The organism is Streptomyces sp. NBC_00086 (genome assembly GCF_026343255.1).
GTDB lineage: Bacteria > Actinomycetota > Actinomycetes > Streptomycetales > Streptomycetaceae > Streptomyces.
Map to the genome: position 1 here is coordinate 6,873,966 of NZ_JAPELZ010000001.1, position 18,056 is coordinate 6,892,021.

General features: G+C 71.0%; 17 protein-coding genes. 15 read left to right on the plus strand and 2 right to left on the minus strand.

The genetic code is table 11. From position 1 onward, the window contains the following. Window positions 1-36: 36 nt before the first annotated feature. Window positions 37-747 (plus strand): HNH endonuclease family protein, encoded by a 711-nt coding sequence (locus OG276_RS31230; protein WP_266910385.1) that lies wholly within the window; start codon window positions 37-39, stop codon window positions 745-747. 14 nt (window positions 748-761) lie between these two features. Here the strand turns inward: OG276_RS31230 and OG276_RS31235 are convergent, their stop codons facing one another. Continuing rightward, window positions 762-1,430 carry a DUF2470 domain-containing protein gene (locus tag OG276_RS31235; RefSeq protein ID WP_266910387.1) on the minus strand — a complete coding sequence of 223 codons (669 nt, stop codon included), beginning with the start codon at window positions 1,428-1,430 and terminating at the stop codon, window positions 762-764. A 277-nt stretch (window positions 1,431-1,707) separates the two neighbouring features. Between OG276_RS31235 and rpsD the strand changes: the two genes are divergently transcribed. Next, complete coding sequence (gene rpsD / locus OG276_RS31240; protein ID WP_008740451.1) at window positions 1,708-2,319, plus strand: 30S ribosomal protein S4; 612 nt, start codon at window positions 1,708-1,710, stop codon at window positions 2,317-2,319. 38 nt (window positions 2,320-2,357) lie between these two features. Here the strand turns inward: rpsD and OG276_RS31245 are convergent, their stop codons facing one another. Then, a complete protein-coding gene (locus tag OG276_RS31245; protein WP_266910389.1) occupies window positions 2,358-4,634 on the minus strand; it encodes an AAA family ATPase in 2,277 nt (758 codons plus the stop codon). A 169-nt stretch (window positions 4,635-4,803) separates the two neighbouring features. Between OG276_RS31245 and OG276_RS31250 the strand changes: the two genes are divergently transcribed. The 13 genes from OG276_RS31250 to nusB all read left to right on the plus strand — a co-directional run bounded on the left by OG276_RS31250 (window position 4,804) and on the right by nusB (window position 17,940). Continuing rightward, window positions 4,804-5,244: a DUF948 domain-containing protein gene (locus tag OG276_RS31250; RefSeq protein WP_266910391.1), complete on the plus strand. Its 441-nt coding sequence runs from the start codon at window positions 4,804-4,806 to the stop codon at window positions 5,242-5,244. Between the two features lie 8 nt (window positions 5,245-5,252). Continuing rightward, window positions 5,253-5,597, plus strand: coding sequence for a DUF6167 family protein (locus OG276_RS31255; protein WP_266910393.1), 345 nt, complete (start codon window positions 5,253-5,255; stop codon window positions 5,595-5,597). Beyond that, window positions 5,597-8,266 (plus strand): alanine--tRNA ligase, encoded by a 2,670-nt coding sequence (gene alaS, locus OG276_RS31260; protein ID WP_266910395.1) that lies wholly within the window; start codon window positions 5,597-5,599, stop codon window positions 8,264-8,266. Before OG276_RS31255 ends, alaS begins: the two co-directional genes overlap by 1 nt. 2 nt (window positions 8,267-8,268) lie before the next feature. Next, entirely contained in the window at window positions 8,269-8,739 is a 471-nt protein-coding gene (gene ruvX / locus OG276_RS31265; protein WP_243334308.1) for a Holliday junction resolvase RuvX, read from the plus strand. Between the two features lie 127 nt (window positions 8,740-8,866). Further along, window positions 8,867-10,597 (plus strand): endolytic transglycosylase MltG, encoded by a 1,731-nt coding sequence (gene mltG / locus OG276_RS31270; protein WP_266910398.1) that lies wholly within the window; start codon window positions 8,867-8,869, stop codon window positions 10,595-10,597. A gap of 303 nt (window positions 10,598-10,900) precedes the next feature. Beyond that, on the plus strand, window positions 10,901-11,728 hold the full coding sequence (locus OG276_RS31275) for a shikimate dehydrogenase (RefSeq protein WP_266910400.1): 828 nt from the start codon (window positions 10,901-10,903) through the stop codon (window positions 11,726-11,728). Between the two features lie 178 nt (window positions 11,729-11,906). Then, window positions 11,907-13,091, plus strand: coding sequence for a chorismate synthase (gene aroC, locus OG276_RS31280; protein WP_266910402.1), 1,185 nt, complete (start codon window positions 11,907-11,909; stop codon window positions 13,089-13,091). Between the two features lie 44 nt (window positions 13,092-13,135). Next, window positions 13,136-13,618 carry a shikimate kinase gene (locus OG276_RS31285; protein ID WP_266913271.1) on the plus strand — a complete coding sequence of 161 codons (483 nt, stop codon included), beginning with the start codon at window positions 13,136-13,138 and terminating at the stop codon, window positions 13,616-13,618. Beyond that, window positions 13,615-14,706, plus strand: a complete 1,092-nt coding sequence (gene aroB, locus OG276_RS31290; RefSeq protein ID WP_266910404.1) for a 3-dehydroquinate synthase — start codon at window positions 13,615-13,617, stop codon at window positions 14,704-14,706. Before OG276_RS31285 ends, aroB begins: the two co-directional genes overlap by 4 nt. A 155-nt stretch (window positions 14,707-14,861) precedes the next feature. Next, window positions 14,862-15,620, plus strand: a complete 759-nt coding sequence (locus tag OG276_RS31295) for an AAA family ATPase (protein WP_266910406.1) — start codon at window positions 14,862-14,864, stop codon at window positions 15,618-15,620. Between the two features lie 144 nt (window positions 15,621-15,764). Further along, complete coding sequence (locus tag OG276_RS31300) at window positions 15,765-16,874, plus strand: aminopeptidase P family protein (protein ID WP_266910408.1); 1,110 nt, start codon at window positions 15,765-15,767, stop codon at window positions 16,872-16,874. 59 nt (window positions 16,875-16,933) lie between these two features. Then, on the plus strand, window positions 16,934-17,500 hold the full coding sequence (gene efp, locus OG276_RS31305; protein WP_243334327.1) for an elongation factor P: 567 nt from the start codon (window positions 16,934-16,936) through the stop codon (window positions 17,498-17,500). A gap of 2 nt (window positions 17,501-17,502) precedes the next feature. Further along, complete coding sequence (gene nusB / locus OG276_RS31310; protein ID WP_214948214.1) at window positions 17,503-17,940, plus strand: transcription antitermination factor NusB; 438 nt, start codon at window positions 17,503-17,505, stop codon at window positions 17,938-17,940. The last annotated feature ends 116 nt before the right edge of the window (window positions 17,941-18,056 follow it).

Sequence of the window (18,056 nt, forward strand, 5' to 3'; positions counted from 1 at the left end):
GTGCCGGGCAAGAGGGCCGGGCCTAGGCTCCGTCGCATGGGACGTCCCGCTCCGCTCATCGCCGTCGCGGCCACGCTGCTGCTCAGTGGGTGTCACCACGGAGACGGCGAAAGGGCACAGGCCAGCGCCGCCGCACTCGTCGCCCAGGTCCCCCTCGCGAGCGCCGGGTTCCCGCCCACCGCGGCCACGGCCAAGACCCAGCTGGGCAAGCTCAAGGTCGAGTGGGGCAAGAACTGGGAGACGTACAAGCGCGAGAACTTCGGCAAGTACTGGTCCGACGAGACCGACGCCATCGGCGGACGCAACGGCTGCGACACCCGCGACGACGTCCTGCGCAGGGACCTCCGGGAGCTGCGCGAGGGCGACAGGAACCCCTGCGTCGTGCTGTCCGGGGTGCTGAAGGATCCGTACACGGGGAAGGAGCTCCCCTATTACTACCGCCGCGCCTCGCAGATCCAGACCGACCACGTCGTCGCCCTCGGCGCCGCCTGGCGCGGGGGCGCGTACGCCTGGACCCCGCAGCGGCGCCTGGAGTACGCCAACGACCTGGACGTGCTGCTCGCCGTGGACAAGCAGACCAACTACGACAAGAGCAGCAAGACCGCGGACAAGTGGAAGCCGCCCCAGAAGGGCTACTGGTGCGAGTACGCGCGGCGGTACACCGGGATCAAGGCGAAGTACGGGCTCTCCGTGACCCCGCCGGAGAAGCAGGCGCTGCAGGAGATGCTCGGCACCTGCCCGGCCTAGCCCGCCCAGTCGGCCTAACCGGCGAAGAGGGTGCTCATCGCCCGGCGCAGGCCGCAGACGTCGGTCACCGGCTCCGGGAAGTCGAAGCGGGCGTCGAAGGCGGTGGCGCCGCGGGTGAAGCGCACGCGCAGGCCCAGCCGGTCCAGCGCGAGGGGGACCGCCGTCAGGTCCGCCGTCTCCCGGGTGCCCAGCAGGCCGCACAGGTCACCCATCCGGTCCCCGTGCGAAGAGGCCAGGTGCTGGAGGAGCTCCGTCTCGTGGGCCACCATCGGGTCGGGCTCGGCCCCGGCCAGCAGCTCGGGGTCCACGTGCTCGGCCCCCCACAGGTCGTCCACGGAGATCTCGCCGACCTCCAGGCGCAGCAGCATCCAGGCGGGCCGCCCGGCGGGCGGAGCGTCGAGGGACTCGGTCAGGCCGAGGAGCTCGCCGACCGGGTGCCGCTCGGCCAGCAGCGCCGCGCAGGCCGCCCGCTCGGCGGCCCCGCGCACCGGCGTGAGCCACCCGGCGAGCCAGGCGCGGCCTCGGATACGATGGGGCACGGACACCGGCGCCACATCCGTGATCTCGATCACGGCGGTGAGGTCGTCGTCCTGGGCGTGAGCGGCTGCCCTGGCAGCCGCGGATTCCCCTGATACCAGGAGAATCACGTCCCCGTCCGGGGTGACGGTCCTTGCGGCCGGCATCCCTGTCCCGAACTCCCCCTGGTCACGAGCACCGGGGAGCGTGAGGGATACTGAGGCGTTGGACTCTACGAGGGTTCGTACGCGTTCGGCTCCGGTGAGCTGCCGAACGCCTTCCCTGGGACGCGGCTGACCTTGCTTATCGTCGCCGAAAGCAGATCCTGTTTCGTTTGGATCTGAACTTCGGTGCGCACTGGGCAGGGGGATCCCATGTGGTCGAGACATTACGTCCTCCTCGCTAAGGTAAGCCTCACCTAACTTACATGGAGGTAGGTTCCACGTGAACCAGAAGCGACCCAAGGTCAAGAAGTCGCGTGCCCTCGGCATTGCGCTGACCCCGAAGGCCGTCAAGTACTTCGAGGCCCGCCCCTACCCGCCGGGCGAGCACGGCCGTGGCCGCAAGCAGAACTCGGACTACAAGGTTCGTCTGCTGGAGAAGCAGCGTCTGCGCGCTCAGTACGACATCTCTGAGCGTCAGATGGCCCGCGCGTACGACCGCGCCAAGAAGGCCGAAGGCAAGACGGGCGAGGCGCTGGTCGTCGAGCTCGAGCGTCGCCTCGACGCCCTGGTTCTGCGTTCGGGCATTGCCCGCACCATCTACCAGGCTCGCCAGATGGTCGTTCACGGCCACATCGAGGTCAACGGCGACAAGGTCGACAAGCCGTCGTTCCGCGTCCGTCCGGACGACGTCATCACGGTGCGCGAGCGCAGCCGCGAGAAGGTTCCGTTCCAGGTTGCCCGTGAGGGTGGCTACGCAGGCGAGGGCGAAACCCCGCGTTACCTGCAGGTCAACCTGAAGGCCCTGGCCTTCCGCCTGGACCGCGACCCGAACCGCAAGGAAATCCCGGTCATCTGCGACGAGCAGCTGGTCGTCGAGTACTACGCCCGCTGATCCAGCAGTACCAGCGGACGTAGCCCTCACAGGCTGGTTCAGCCCGCCGGTTCCCCCTCGGGGGAGCCGGCGGGTTTCCTGTTTTTCGCCCCCGGGTGCGCCAACGGCCGCTCGGTCCGTTCGGCCCGCTCCGCGGCGCCGCGCGGCCTCGGCAGCGGACCCGCCGGCACGGGCGCCGGCTCCGGTCCCCGCAGGGCCCGCTCCACCAGAACGTCCAGCGGCAGGGTCCGGCCGTGCCGGGCGCAGGACGCGTACCGCTCGGCGCCCAGCAGTTCGCCCGCCCGCTCCTGGCACATCAGCCGCGGGGCGTTGAAGTACCCCGAGCCGAACAGCCGCATCCCCACCCCGTCCCACAGGGGCTCCGCCGCGCCCTGCAGGACGGCCGCCTCCGCCGGATGCCCCTCGGCGACCGTGACCAGCGCCAGCAGCTCCACCGCCAGCACCAGCCCCACCAGGTCGCGGAACGTGTGGTTGATGGCCACGCACTCGGCCAGCAGCAGCCGCGCCTCGGCCGTGCCTCCGGTGTCCAGCGCCGCGTACGCGAGGACGTACAGGGCGTACGCCTTGGTCCAGCGCTCCCCGCGCTCCTCGCAGATGTCCCGGACCTCCCGGCACAGGGTGAGCGCGCCCGCCAGCTCCCCCTGGAAGGCCAGCGCCATCGCCAGCTCCACCTGGCACATCAGCACGTTGCTGTTGAGCTCCCCGGCTTCCCGGTAGCGCTCCAGCGCCGAGCCCAGCAGCTCCCCGGCCCGGGCCATGTCGTCCGAGACCAGTGCCAGGCAGCCCATCCGGTGGACGGCGTACGCACCCGCCACCGGGTTCTCGCTCCGCGCGGCCCCGTCCCGGCACTCGTACAGCGCGCTCATCGAGGCCACCGAGTCGCCCTGCAGGGCGGCCACGTACCCGAGCACCCACAGCGCCTTCAGCCGGGAGCTCTCGTACTCCACCCCCGTCGAGCCGGTGCGCCCGAGGTCGACCTCCAGGGTCCGGTCCAGCCAGTGCCGGCCCTCGGTGAGCCGGCCGCAGCCCGCCCAGTAGAACCAGAGGGTGCCCGCCAGGTACTGGCCCAGGTGGATCTCCTCCGGCTCGTCCAGGCAGCACTCCAGCGCGAGCCGGAGGTTCGGCAGTTCCGCCTCCACCAGTGCGGCGACCTCCTCCTGGCGCGGGCTGAACCAGTCCAGCTCGCACCAGGTCGCCAGGCCCATGTACCAGTCCCGGTGCCGGCGCCGCAGCCGCCGGGCGTCGCCCAGCGACTCCAGCCAGCCCGCCCCGTAGATCCGTACGCTCTCCAGCATCCGGTAGCGGACCCCGGCCGCCGTCTCCTCCCGGACCAGCAGGGACTGCCCCAGCAGCTCCCCGACCAGGTCCAGCACCGAATCCACCGGCAGGTCCGGCCCCGCGCACACGTACTCGGCGGCGTCCAGGTCGAACTGCCCCGCGAACACCGAGAGCCGCGCCCACAGCAGCCGCTCCCCGGACGTGCACAGCTCGTGGCTCCAGCCGATCGCCGTGCGCAGCGCCCGGTGCCGGGGCAGCGCGCCGCGCGAGCCGCCCGTCAGCAGGGCGAAGCGGTCCTCCAGCCGGGACAGCACCTGCGCCGGCGACAGCGTGCGCAGCCGGCCCGCCGCCAGCTCGAGCGCCAGCGGCAGGCCGTCGAGGCGGGCGCACAGCTCGGCCAGCTCCGCCCGGTTGGACTCCGTCACGGAGAAGGCCGGATCGGCCGCCGAGGTCCGCTCGATCAGCAGGGCCAGGGCCTCCTCCGGCCCCAGCGGGGCCAGCGGCCAGGACAGCTCCCCGTCGAGGGTCAGCGGGCGCCGGCCGGCCGCGAGCACGCGCAGGCCGGGGGAGCGGCGCAGGAGGTCCCGTACCAGGTCGGCGGTCTCGTCGACCAGCTGCTCGAAGCCGTCCAGGACCAGCAGCAGCCGCCGCTCGGCCAGGTGTTCGGCAAGGACCGTCCGGGGTGGACGGGTGGTGTGGTCGGTCAGCCCGAGCGCCTCGGCGAGCGTCAGCTCCAGCAGCGCCGGATCCCGTACGGAGGCCAGCTCGGCCAGCCACACGCCATCGCAGTAGCGTTCCTGCGCCGGGTCCGCAGCGCCACCGGCCTCGTCGGGACCGGCCGCCGCGTCGGCGGCCGCCCTGGCGGCCGCCAGTACCAGGCGGGTCTTGCCCACGCCGCCCGCGCCGGTCACCGTGACCAGCCGCGAGGCGTCCAGCAGCCGCCCCAGCTCGGTGAGTTCCCCGCCCCGCCCGACAAAGCCGCTCAGGTCCGAGGGAAGATTGCCCGGCGTCCTTCGTGGAATGGGTCCTTGTCGCATGGGACACGGAGCGTACTGGTCCGCATGCGCTGCGTACAAGGCGGGCCGGTTCCCGCCGCCCGGCGGGCGCGGCGCCCCGGAATTGCGGTACTGCGGCGGATCTCCGGCGCGATAGGGTCGGAGGACGACTTTTTCGCTTGGTGATCAATCTGTAGAGAGCGGTGTGAACGTGTCCGGTGGAGAGGTGGCCGGGATCCTGGTGGCCGTCTTCTGGGCCATCCTGGTCTCCTTCCTCGCCGTGGTGCTGGTGAGGCTGGCCCAGGTGCTCAAGGCGACCACCAAACTGGTGGCCGACGTGACCGAGCAGGCCGTCCCGCTGCTCGCGGACGCCTCCACCACCGTTCGCTCCGCCCGCACCCAGCTCGACCGGGTCGACGCCATCGCGAGCGACGTACAGGAAGTCACCTCCAACGCCTCCGCGCTGTCCTCCACCGTCGCGTCCACCTTCGGCGGCCCGCTCGTCAAGGTCGCGGCCTTCGGCTACGGCGTCCGCAAGGCGCTCGGCAAGGCCGGCGCGACCCCGCAGGACGCGCCGGCCAAGACCTCCCGACGGACCGTGATCGTCGGCCGTACGGTGCCGGCCGCCCGGCGCCGGAAGCAGAAGGGCTGAGATCTCCGATGTTCCGCCGAGCCTTCTGGTTCACCGCCGGCGCGGCCGCCGGCGTGTGGGCCACCACCAAGGTCAACCGGCAGCTCAAGAAGCTGACGCCGGAGAGCCTCGCCGCGCAGGCCGCCGACAAGGCGATCGAGGCGGGCCACCGCCTCAAGGACTTCGCCCTCGACGTCAAGTCGGGGATGTCGCAGCGCGAGGACGAGCTGAACGACGCACTGGGACTCCACCAGGATCCCGACCTGCCCGCCAACGTCACCGCCCTTCCCGGGCCGCGGCGGCTGCGGGCCATCGAGCACGACCAGAACACGAACCGTTCGACTGTTACGTACAACCGGAATGAGGACCACTGATGGAGTCGGCTGAAATCCGCCGCCGCTGGCTGAGCTTCTTCGAGGAGCGCGGTCACACCGTTGTCCCTTCGGCGTCGCTCATCGCGGACGACCCGACTCTGCTGCTGGTGCCCGCGGGCATGGTGCCGTTCAAGCCGTACTTCCTCGGCGAGGTCAAGCCGCCCGCGTCCACGCTCACCAGCGTGCAGAAGTGCGTCCGTACGCCGGACATCGAAGAGGTCGGCAAGACCACCCGCCACGGCACGTTCTTCCAGATGTGCGGCAACTTCTCCTTCGGCGACTACTTCAAGGAAGGCGCCATCAAGTACGCCTGGGAGCTGCTCACCAGCTCCGTGGCGGACGGTGGCTACGGCCTTGAGCCCGAGAAGCTCTGGATCACGGTCTACCTCGACGACGACGAGGCCGAGGCCATCTGGCGCGACAAGGTGGGCGTCCCGCAGGAGCGCATCCAGCGCCTGGGCAAGAAGGACAACTTCTGGTCCATGGGCGTCCCGGGCCCCTGCGGTCCCTGTTCGGAGATCAACTACGACCGCGGTCCCGAGTTCGGCGTCGAGGGCGGCCCCGCCGTCAACGACGAGCGCTACGTGGAGATCTGGAACCTGGTCTTCATGCAGTACGAGCGCGGCGCCGGCGACGGGAAGGAAGACTTCCCGATCCTGGGCGACCTGCCGTCGAAGAACATCGACACCGGTCTCGGCCTCGAACGCCTCGCCATGATCCTGCAGGGCGTGCAGAACATGTACGAGACCGACACCCTGCGCGTGGTCATGGACAAGGCCACCGAGCTGACCGGCGTGCAGTACGGCGCCGAAAAGGGCACGGACGTCTCGCTGCGCGTGGTCGCCGACCACATTCGCACCTCGACCATGCTCATCGGCGACGGCGTGTCCCCCGGCAACGAGGGCCGCGGCTACGTGCTGCGCCGCATCATGCGCCGAGCCATCCGCAACATGCGCCTCATGGGCGCCACCGGCCCGGTCGTCCAGGACCTGGTCAACGTGGTCATCGAGACGATGGGGCAGCAGTACCCGGAGCTCGTGACCGACCGCAAGCGCATCGAGACCGTCGCGCTCGCCGAAGAGGCCGCCTTCCTCAAGGCCATCAAGGGCGGCACCAACATCCTCGACACCGCCGTGTCCGAGACCAAGGCCGCCGGTGGCACGGTCCTGGCCGGCGACAAGGCGTTCCTGCTCCACGACACGTGGGGCTTCCCGATCGACCTCACCCTGGAGATGGCCGCCGAGCAGGGCCTCGCCGTGGACGAGCCCGGCTTCCGCCGCCTGATGCAGGAGCAGCGGGACCGCGCCAAGGCCGACGCCAAGGCCAAGAAGACCGGCCACGCGGACATGTCCGCCTACCGGGAGATCGCCGACGGCTCCGGCGCCACCGAGTTCACCGGCTACGCCACCAACCAGGGCGAGTCCACCATCGTCGGCCTCCTGGTCAACGGCGTCTCCGCGCCCGCCGCCTCCGAGGGCGACGAGGTCGAGGTCGTCCTGGACCGCACCCCCTTCTACGCCGAGGGCGGCGGCCAGCTCGCCGACCAGGGCCGCATCAAGCTCGACTCGGGCGCCGTCATCGTCGTCCGCGACGTGCAGCAGCCGGTCCCCGGCGTCTCCGTACACAAGGGCTCCGTCCAGGTCGGCGAGGTGACGGTGGGCGCCTCCGCGTACGCCGCCATCGACATCCAGCGCCGCCGGGCCATCGCCCGCGCCCACTCGGCCACGCACCTGACGCACCAGGCCCTGCGCGACGCGCTCGGCCCGACGGCCGCCCAGGCCGGTTCCGAGAACTCGCCCGGCCGCTTCCGCTTCGACTTCGGCTCGCCGAACGCGGTGCCCGGCTCGGTCCTCACCGACGTCGAGCACAAGATCAACGACGTGCTCTCGCGCGAGCTCGACGTCACCGCCGAGATCATGAGCATCGACGAGGCCAAGAAGCAGGGTGCCATCGCCGAGTTCGGCGAGAAGTACGGCGAGCGCGTGCGCGTCGTGACCATCGGCGACTTCTCCAAGGAGCTGTGCGGCGGCACGCACGTCGGCAACACCAGCCAGCTCGGCCTGGTGAAGCTGCTCGGCGAGTCCTCCATCGGCTCCGGCGTGCGCCGCGTCGAGGCCCTCGTGGGCGTGGACGCGTACAACTTCCTCGCCAAGGAGCACACGGTCGTCGCCCAGCTCCAGGAGCTGGTCAAGGGCCGTCCGGAGGAGCTGCCGGAGAAGATCGCCTCCATGCTCGGCAAGCTGAAGGACGCCGAGAAGGAGATCGAGAAGTTCCGCGCGGAGAAGGTCCTCCAGGCCGCCGCCGGTCTCGCCGCCGGCGCCCAGGACATCCGCGGCGTCGCGCTCGTCGTGGGCACCGTCCCGGACGGCACCGGCGCCGACGACCTGCGCAAGCTGGTCCTCGACGTCCGTGGCCGCATCCAAGGCGACCGCCCGACCGTCGTCGCCCTGTTCACCACGGCGAACGACCGCCCGCTGACCGTCATCGCCACCAACGAGGCCGCCCGCGAGCGCGGTCTCAAGGCCGGCGAGCTGGTCCGTACGGCCGCCAAGACCCTCGGTGGCGGCGGCGGCGGCAAGCCGGACGTGGCCCAGGGCGGTGGCCAGAACCCGGCCGCCATCCCCGAGGCCATCGCCGCGGTCGAGCGCCTCGTCGTAGAGACGGCCTGAAGATGACACTGCGCCGCGGCCGCCGTCTGGCCATCGATGTCGGTGACGCCCGGATCGGGGTCGCCTCGTGCGACCCCGATGGGGTGTTGGCCACACCGGTGGAAACCGTTCCGGGCCGGGACATTCCCTTCGCCCACCGGCGGCTGCGGCAGCTCGTCGCGGAGTACGAGCCCATCGAGGTGGTGGTCGGTCTGCCCCGCTCGCTCAGCGGGCGGGAAGGGCCGGCCGCGGCCAAGTGCCGCGCCTTCGCCACGGAACTCGCCAAGGGCATCAAGCCCGTGACGGTGCGTCTGGTGGACGAGCGGATGACGACGGTCACCGCCGCCCAGGGCCTGCGGGCCTCGGGGAAGAACGCGAAGAAGAGCCGTTCCGTCATCGATCAGGCGGCCGCCGTGGTGATCCTGCAGAACGCTCTTGAGACCGAACGGGTATCAGGTAATCCGCCCGGTGAGTGCGTCGAAGTGGTTGTCTGATCGCGATACGGTAACGTTCCGCGCGATGTGACGGCATTCGAACAGCCGTCGCCCATCAGAAGAGGCGGAACCGTGTGTCGCGGCAGACGGAGTCGCGGCCAACGCCCTGCGGCGCGCTAGGGGATCGATGACTGAGTATGGCCGGGGCCCTGGCCCCGAACCGTGGCACCCCGAGGACCCGCAGTACGGGGACCAGGGGTGGACCGGGCACGAGGCCCAGCAGGGTCAGATGCCCTATGTCGGAGGCCCGCAGCAGTACCAGCAGGAGCCTGCGCCTCAGCAGGCCTACTACGCGCAGCAGCAGGGCCAGGGCCAGTACCCCCAGGCCCAGCAGATGCCGTACCAGCAGCAACAGCAGCAGATGCCGTATCCGCAGCACCCCCAGCAGCACCCGCAGCACCCTCAGCACCAGCAGCAGCACCCGCAGCACCAGCAGTCGTACGGGGGCCAGGGCCAGGTCTGGGACACCGGGCAGGGCCAGTACGCCGCGGTCCCGCAGGCCGCCGACCCCTACGCCGGCGCGGATCCGTACGCGCAGCAGCAGGCGAGCAACTACCCCGGCGAGGCCCCCGACCTCTACGGCACCCCCGAGGCCTTTCCGCCTCCGCGGCCGCCGAGCATGAGGCACCTGCAGACCGAGGAGCCGTGGCAGGAAGAAGAGGACGCCGCGGCGGACTCCTTCCTCGCGGGCGGCGGCAGCGGTGACGACGACGGCGACGATGGTGACGGCGACGACGGCGGTCGCGGCGGCCGCCGTTCGGGCCGCTCCGGCGGCAAACCGAAGAAGCGCAGCGGCATGGCCTGCCTCATCGCGGCCGTGGTCATCGTCGGCGTGGTCGGAGGTGGCGGCTACTACGGCTACAGCTACCTGAAGGACAAGTTCTCCGCGGCCGAGGACTACGCGGGCGATGGCACGGGCTCGGTCTCCATCGACATCCCCAAGGGCGCGGGCACAGGGGAGATGGGCCGCATCCTCAAGGCGGCCGGCGTGGTCAAGAGTGCTGGTGCCTTCGTAGCCGCCGCCGCGGCCAACCCCAAGGGCAACTTCATCCAGGCCGGCTCGTACACGATGAAGGAGCACATGTCGGCCCAGGCCGCCGTGGCCCTCATGGTGAACGGGGCGGGAATGAACGCCCTCGACGTCATCCCGGGCTGGCGCAACGTCCAGGTCTACGAGGCGATCGACCAGCGGCTCAAGCTCGCCCCCGGCACGACCAAGACGGTCGCCGCCAAGGAAGCGAAGAACCTCGGGCTGCCGGACTGGGCCAACACCAACAAGGACATCAAGGACCCGCTGGAGGGCTTCCTCTACCCGGCGCGTTACGACCTGAGCAAGGACGCGACCCCCCAGGTGCTGCTGAAGCAGATGGTGGGCAAGGCCAACGAGGCCTACGGCAACGCGGACCTCAAGGGGCAGGCGGCCAAGCTGGGGCTGAGCAACCCGCTGCAGCTCGTCACTGTCGCGAGCCTCGTCCAAGCTGAGGGCAAGTACCAGCACGACTTCGACAAGATCTCGCGAGTGGTCTACAACCGCCTGAAGCCCGGCAACACCGAGACGTACGGTCTGCTCGACTTCGACTCCACCATCAACTACATGAAGGGCCAGAGCACGTTGGACGTCGGTTCGGTCGACGCCCTCCGAAAGCTGGATGACCCGTACAACACGTACAAGATCAAGGGTCTGCCCGCAGGTCCGATCGGTAACCCGGGCCCCGACGCGCTTAAGTCGGCGCTCAATCCGGAGCCGGGCCCCTGGTACTACTTCGTGTCGGTGAATGAGGACAAGACTCTATTCGCGGTGACAAACGACGAGCACAACCGAAACCGTGAAGAGTACGAGAAGCAGCGCGGGCGCTAGTGGGCCGGGCGCTTGAGAATGCCACTGACGGGCCCCCGCCCGGCCGCAAGGCCAGGTGGGGGCCCGCTCTAGTGCTGAATTCGGTCTATTTCGTAAATTTGACCTCAGTTGGGCCGGTTTGGGCTCGCTGGATATCCGTGCATCCGGTTCTTCGCTTGCGGGAATTGCGGGATCCGGTGCTGCGGTGGTTGGCAATACGTCCCAGCAGCAAGCCTCTAGGGTGCTCGGCTGGGTGCAACGCGTTGGATGCTAAAATTCCTTCCCGTGATGAGGGGAACCGGAAATCAATGCTTTAGGAGCGCGATGCACCGCAGGCGGGCCGCGGTGCTGGGTTCGCCCATCGAGCACTCCCTCTCGCCGGTGCTGCACCGCGCCGCGTACCAGGAGCTCGGCCTCGGCGAGTGGTCGTACGACCGCTTCGAGATCGACGAGGCCGCGCTCCCCGGTTTCATCGCGCAGCTCGGCCCCGAGTGGGCCGGGCTGTCGCTGACCATGCCGCTCAAGCGGGCGATCATCCCGCTGCTCGACGAGATCAGCGACACGGCCGCCTCCGTGGAGACGGTCAACACCGTCGTCTTCACCGAGGACGGCCGCAAGATCGGTGACAACACCGACATCCCCGGCCTGCTCGCCGCGCTGAGCGAGCAGGGTGTGGAGAAAGTGGAGTCCGCCGCGATCCTCGGCGCCGGCGCCACCGCCTCCTCGGCGCTCGCCGCGCTGGCCCGAGTCTGCACCGGCGAGGTGACCGTCTACGTACGCTCCGAGGCCCGGGCCGCGGAGATGCGCGCGTGGGGCGATCGCCTCGGCGTGGACGTCCGTACGGCCGACTGGTCGCGGGCGGCCGAGGGGCTGGCCGCGCCGCTGGTCATCGCCACCACCCCGGCCGGTGCCACGGACGAACTGGCCGCCTCCGTTCCCGCCGCCGCGGGCACCCTCTTCGACGTCCTGTACGACCCCTGGCCCACGCCCCTGGCCGCGGCCTGGACGCAGCGCGGGGGCAAGCTCCTCGGTGGCCTCGACCTCCTGGTCCACCAGGCGGTCCTCCAGGTCGAGCTGATGACCGGCTGTCCCACCGCTCCGCTCGGGGCCATGCGCGCCGCGGGCGAGGCGGCGCTGCGCGCCCGCCACTGAGCCGAAACGGAACCTTTCTAGATCCACATGTCGCCCCGGGCCCGGGTGTACCGCCGTCCGATAGCTGGACCGGAGGGCGGTGTACGGGCCCGGACATGGGAGGATCGGGTGAAGGCGGGTCAGGGCCGCGCACCCGATCGCGCCATCGATGAATCAGGCGCGAGCACGAGGAGCATCGTTGAGCAGGTTGCGTTGGCTGACGGCCGGGGAATCCCACGGCCCGGCTCTGGTAGCGACGCTGGAGGGGCTTCCCGCCGGCGTCCCGGTCACCACCGAGCTGGTGGCCGACCACCTCGCCCGGCGCCGGCTCGGCTACGGCCGCGGTGCCCGGATGAAGTTCGAGCAGGACGAGGTGACATTTCTCGGGGGTGTTCGCCACGGACTTTCCCTCGGCTCCCCGGTCGCCGTGATGGTGGGCAACAGCGAGTGGCCCAAGTGGGAAACGGTCATGTCGGCCGACCCGGTCGACCCCTCGCTCCTCAAGGACACCGGCCGCAACGCGCCGCTGACCCGGCCGCGCCCCGGCCACGCCGACCTCGCCGGCATGCAGAAGTACGGCTTCGACGAGGCCCGGCCGATCCTGGAGCGCGCCAGCGCCCGTGAGACCGCCGCCCGCGTGGCCCTCGGCGCCGTCGCCCGGTCCTTCCTCAAGGAGGTCGCGGGCATCGAGATCGTCTCCCACGTCGTGGAGCTGGCGGCCGCCAAGGCCCCGTACGGCGTCTACCCGACCCCCGCCGACGTCGAGAAGCTCGACGCCGACCCGGTGCGCTGCCTCGACGCCGACGCGTCGAAGGCGATGGTCGCGGAGATCGACCAGGCCCACAAGGACGGCGACACCCTCGGCGGCGTCGTCGAGGTCCTCGCCTACGGCGTGCCCGTCGGCCTCGGCTCGCACGTGCACTGGGACCGCCGCCTCGACGCGCGCCTCGCGGCCGCGCTCATGGGCATCCAGGCCATCAAGGGCGTGGAGGTCGGCGACGGCTTCGACCTGGCCCGCGTGCCCGGCTCGCAGGCCCACGACGAGATCGTCAACACCCCCGAGGGCATCAAGCGCACCTCCGGCCGCTCCGGCGGCACCGAGGGCGGTCTGACCACGGGTGAGCTGCTGCGCGTACGCGCCGCGATGAAGCCGATCGCGACCGTGCCGAAGGCCCTCGCCACCGTGGACGTCGCCACCGGCGAGGCCACCGTCGCGCACCACCAGCGCTCCGACGTCTGTGCGGTGCCCGCCGCGGGCATCGTCGCCGAGGCCATGGTCGCCCTGGTGCTGGCCGACGCCGTCGTGGAGAAGTTCGGTGGCGACTCCGTCCCGGAGACCCGCCGCAACGTCCGCTCCTACCTCGACAACCTGCAGATCCGGTGACGGGCACCAGCTCGACCGGACCCCTGGTGGTCCTCGTCGGCCCCATGGGGTCCGGCAAGTCCACCGTGGGCGAGCTGATCGCCCAGCGGCTCGGAGTCACCTACCGGGACACCGACGCCGACATCGTCGCGGCCCAGGGCCGGGAGATCTCCGACATCTTCGTGGACGCGGGCGAACCGTACTTCCGTGAGCTGGAGCGGGAAGCGGTCGCCGCGGCCATCGCCGGACACCAGGGCGTCCTCGCCCTCGGCGGCGGCGCCGTCCTCGACGACAAGACGCGCGAGCTGCTGACAGGGCTGCCCGTCGCCTACCTCTCGATGGACGTCGAGGAAGCCGTCAAGCGCGTGGGCCTCGGCGCCGCGCGCCCGCTGCTCGCCGTCAACCCGCGCCGCCAGTGGCGCGAAATGATGGACGCCCGGCGCCCCCTGTACACCGAAGTCGCGCGCGTCGTGGTGGCCACCGACGAGCGCACCCCCGAAGAGGTCGCCCAGGCGGTCCTCGACGCTCTGGAGTTGAAGAACGCATGACGGACAAGGTGACGCGGATCCAGGTCGGCGCGAGCGCCGGGCACGACGCGTACGAGGTGCGGGTCGGCCGGCAGCTGCTCGGCGAGCTGGGCTCCCTGATCGGTACGAAGGCCCAGCGGGTCGCCGTCATCCACCCCGAGGCCCTCGCCTCGACCGGTGAGGCGCTGCGGGACGACCTCGCCGCCCAGGGGTACGAGGCCGTCGCCATCCAGGTGCCGAACGCCGAGGAGGCCAAGACGGCCGAGGTGGCGGCGTACTGCTGGAAGGCGCTGGGCCAGTCCGGCTTCACCCGCAGCGACGTCATCGTCGGCGTCGGCGGGGGATCCACCACCGACCTCGCGGGCTTCGTCGCGGCCTCCTGGCTGCGCGGGGTGCGCTGGATCGCCGTCCCGACCACCATCCTGGCGATGGTGGACGCGGCCGTCGGCGGCAAGACCGGCATCAACACCGCCGAGGGCAAGAACCTCGTCGGCGCCTTCCACCCGCCGGCCGGCGTGCTCTGCGACCTGGCGGCGCTGGAATCGCTGCCGGTCAACGACTACGTCAGCGGTCTCGCCGAGATCATCAAGGCCGGATTCATCTCCGACCCGGTGATCCTCGACCTGATCGAGGCGGACCCCGAGGCGGCGCGCACGCCGGCGGGCCCCCACACGGCCGAGCTGATCTGCCGCTCCATCCAGGTCAAGGCCGACGTGGTCTCCAGCGACCTCAAGGAGGCGGGCCTGCGGGAGATCCTCAACTACGGGCACACCCTCGCGCACGCCATCGAGAAGAACGAGCGCTACAAGTGGCGCCACGGCGCCGCCGTCTCGGTCGGCATGGTCTTCGCCGCCGAACTCGGCCGGCTCGCGGGCCGGCTCGACGACGCGACGGCCGACCGGCACAAGGCCGTCCTGGCCTCGGTGGGTCTGCCGCTGACCTACCGCGGCGACCAGTGGCCCAAGCTGCTGGAGACCATGAAGCTCGACAAGAAGTCCCGGGGCGACCTGCTGCGCTTCATCGTCCTGGACGGGCTGGCGAAGCCGACCGTCCTGGAGGGCCCCGACCCGGCCGTCCTCGTGGCAGCATTCGGCGAGGTCACGGCCTGAGTCCACCAGGGCCGGTACGAACCTGCCCGAACCGGAGCGAAGTGTTCTGTGCCGGTGGGGGCAGTGCCGTCTCACGACCGCGTGACCCGGTGAGCCTCCGGGGTCATATAACGTTCTCGTATCAGTCGTGGTGGAACGAGACGGAGTGGCAGCGGATGCAGCAGGGAGTGGGAGGCGGGGGCTGGGAGCCGCCGGGGAGTCAGCACCCGGCGGCGCCCCCGCATCCGCCCGTACCGCCGGTGGCCGGCTGGCCCGCGCCTCCCGTGCCCTCCGGGCACGCCGCGCCCCTGGCCTCGCCGGGCCCGCCGGACGGCTTCACCGGGCACGTCCCGCTCCCGCCCGTGGCCCCCGGCACCGGCGGCGCCACCCTCGCGGTGCTGCTGATCGGCCCCGCGGGCGCCGGCAAGACCACGGTGGCCCGGCACTGGGCCGGCACCCGGCCCGTCCCGACCGCGCACATCAGCCTGGACGACGTACGGGAATGGGTCTGTTCGGGCTTCGCGGATCCGCAGGCCGGCTGGAACGACCACTCCGAGGCGCAGTACCGCCTCGCCCGCCGCACCTGCGGCTTCGCCGCCCGGAACTTCCTGGCCAACGGGATCTCCTGCATCCTCGACGACGCCGTGTTCCCCGACCGGCCGGTCGTGGGCCTCGGCGGGTGGAAGCGGCACGTCGGGCCCGCTCTGCTGCCGGTCGTCCTGCTGCCCGGCCTGGAGATCGTCCTGGAGCGCAACGCCGCCCGCTCCGGAAACCGGCGGCTCTCCGACGAGGAGGTCGCACGGATCCACGGCCGGATGGCCGGCTGGTACGGATCGGGGCTGCCGATCATCGACAACTCCCACCTGGACGTCGAGGGCACCGCCCGCGCCCTGGACGAGACCCTGGCCCGCGCCATCTCCCAGCCGGCCTACTGAACCGGCCTTCTGGACCTGCCTGCTGGACCGGCCTGCTGACCGGCCCGTCGTATCCCTGCCCGCGGCGCCCGCCGTGCCCGGCCCGGCCCCCGTACGGCCGCGCTCACCAGGCCGGATGCGCGCAGCACTCGTAGGCTCGGAAACATGTCAGACGTGTACGCGGCCCGCCGGGGCCTGCTTCGCGACCGCTGTGCGGCCGCCGGAAACGCCGCCGCACTCATCACGCGTCCGGCGAACGTCCGTTACCTCTCCGGGGCGTCGCCGCTGGGCGCCGTCCTGCTGCTCGGTCCGGGCGGCGAGGACATGTTGTTCTGCGCCGGGCAGCCCACCGGGGAGGCCGACGAGGGACGGCTCGACGAGAACCTGCGGCTCTCCGTGCTGGCCGGCCCCGGAGCGGATCCCGCCGTCGCGGCGGCCGACGCGGCCTTCGCGGCCCGCGCCGAATCCCTGGCCGTCGAGGAGCACCACCTCACCGTCGGCCGGCACCGGGCCCTCGGCTCGGTGGCGCCCGGGCTGCGCCTGGCCGATCTGGGGACCGCGGTGGAACAGCAGCGCCTCGTCAAGGACGAGGAGGAGATCGCCTGCCTGCGGATCGCCGCCGAGATCGCCGACCAGGCCCTCGGGGAGCTGCTGGAATCGATCCTGGTGGGCCGCACCGAACGGCACCTCGCGCTGGAGCTGGAACGCCGCCTGGTGGACCACGGGGCGGACGGCCCCGCCTTCCCGACCTCCGTCGGCACCGGCCCGCACTCCGGCCGCTCCAGGCACCGGCCCTCCGACCGCAGGGTCGAGGAGGGTGATTTCCTCTCCGTCTGCCTCGGCGCGAACTACCGGGGCTACCGCTGCGAGATCGGCCGCACCTTCGTGATCGGCACGACCCCCGCCGACTGGCAGATCGAGCTCTACGAGCTGGTGTTCGCCGCCCAGCGGGCGGGCCGGGAGGCCCTGCTGCCCGGGGCCGCGTACCGCGATGTGGATCACGCGGCCCGCTCCGTACTCGACTCCGCAGGTCACGGCGAGGCCCTCGCGGCGTGGACCGGACACGGTGTCGGTCTCGAAATCGACGAGGACCCGCAGCTTGCACCTACGGCCATGGGTAAACTGGACGCTTGCGTGCCGGTCACCGTCGAGCCGGGGGTTCACCTCCCTGGCCGGGGCGGCGTCCGGATCGATGACACGCTCGTCGTACGCCCCGAGGCGGACGGCGGTCCCGAGCTACTCACCATTACGACCAAGGAGCTGCTCGCGCTCTAGCCCGCGTCGCCGGGCTGTGCGCGCACCCGTGGTCCTCCAGTGCAGGAGATTCCCAAACCGTGGCTTCCACGAACGACCTCAAGAACGGCATGGTGCTCAAGCTCGACGGTGGCCAGCTCTGGTCCGTCGTCGAGTTCCAGCACGTCAAGCCCGGCAAGGGCCCGGCCTTCGTGCGCACCAAGCTGAAGAGCGTCATGTCCGGCAAGGTCGTCGACAAGACGTTCAACGCCGGCACCAAGGTCGAGACGGCCACCATCGACCGCCGCGACATGCAGTTCTCCTACATGGACGGCGAGTACTTTGTGTTCATGGACATGGAGGACTTCGACCAGCTGATGGTCGACAAGAAGGCCGTCGGCGACGCCGCCAACTTCCTGATCGAGGGCTTCACCGCCTCCGTGGCCCGCCACGAGGGCGAGGTGCTCTACGTCGAGCTCCCGGCCGCCGTCGAGCTGACCATCGAGCACACCGACCCGGGCGTCCAGGGCGACCGCTCCACCGGTGGCACCAAGCCGGCGACGCTGGAGACGGGCCACGAGATCCAGGTCCCGCTCTTCATCAACACCGGCGAGAAGATCAAGGTCGACACCCGCACCAGCGACTACCTCGGCCGGGTGAACAGCTAACCGTGGCTGCCCGGAGCAACGCGCGCAAGCGCGCTTTCCAGATCCTGTTCGAGGCCGACCAGCGCGGGGTCTCCGTGCGCGAGGTCCTCGCGGACTGGGTCCGCCACTCGCGGTCGGACACCGACCGCCAGCCCGCGGTGAACGAGTTCACCATGGAACTCGTCGAGGGGTACGCCGACAAGGTGGACCGCATCGACGATCTGATCGCCACCTACGCCGTGGACTGGGACCTCGACCGCATGCCGGTCGTGGACCGGAACATCGTGCGTCTCGGTGCCTACGAGCTGATCTGGGTCGACGGAACCCCGGACGCCGTGGCCATCGACGAGGCCGTCCAGCTGGCCAAGGAGTTCTCCACGGACGAGTCGCCCTCGTTCGTGAACGGACTGCTCGGCCGCTTCAAGGACCTCAAGCCGAAGCTGCGTCGCAGCGAGAGCTGACCGGCGCCGCCGGTACGGCGTGAACGGAGGGCCCGCAGCGCACGCGCGCTGCGGGCCCTCCGTCGTCTGCCCGGACTCGTGGCCGTGACGGCGCCGGAGCTGCCTCGGCGGCCCGG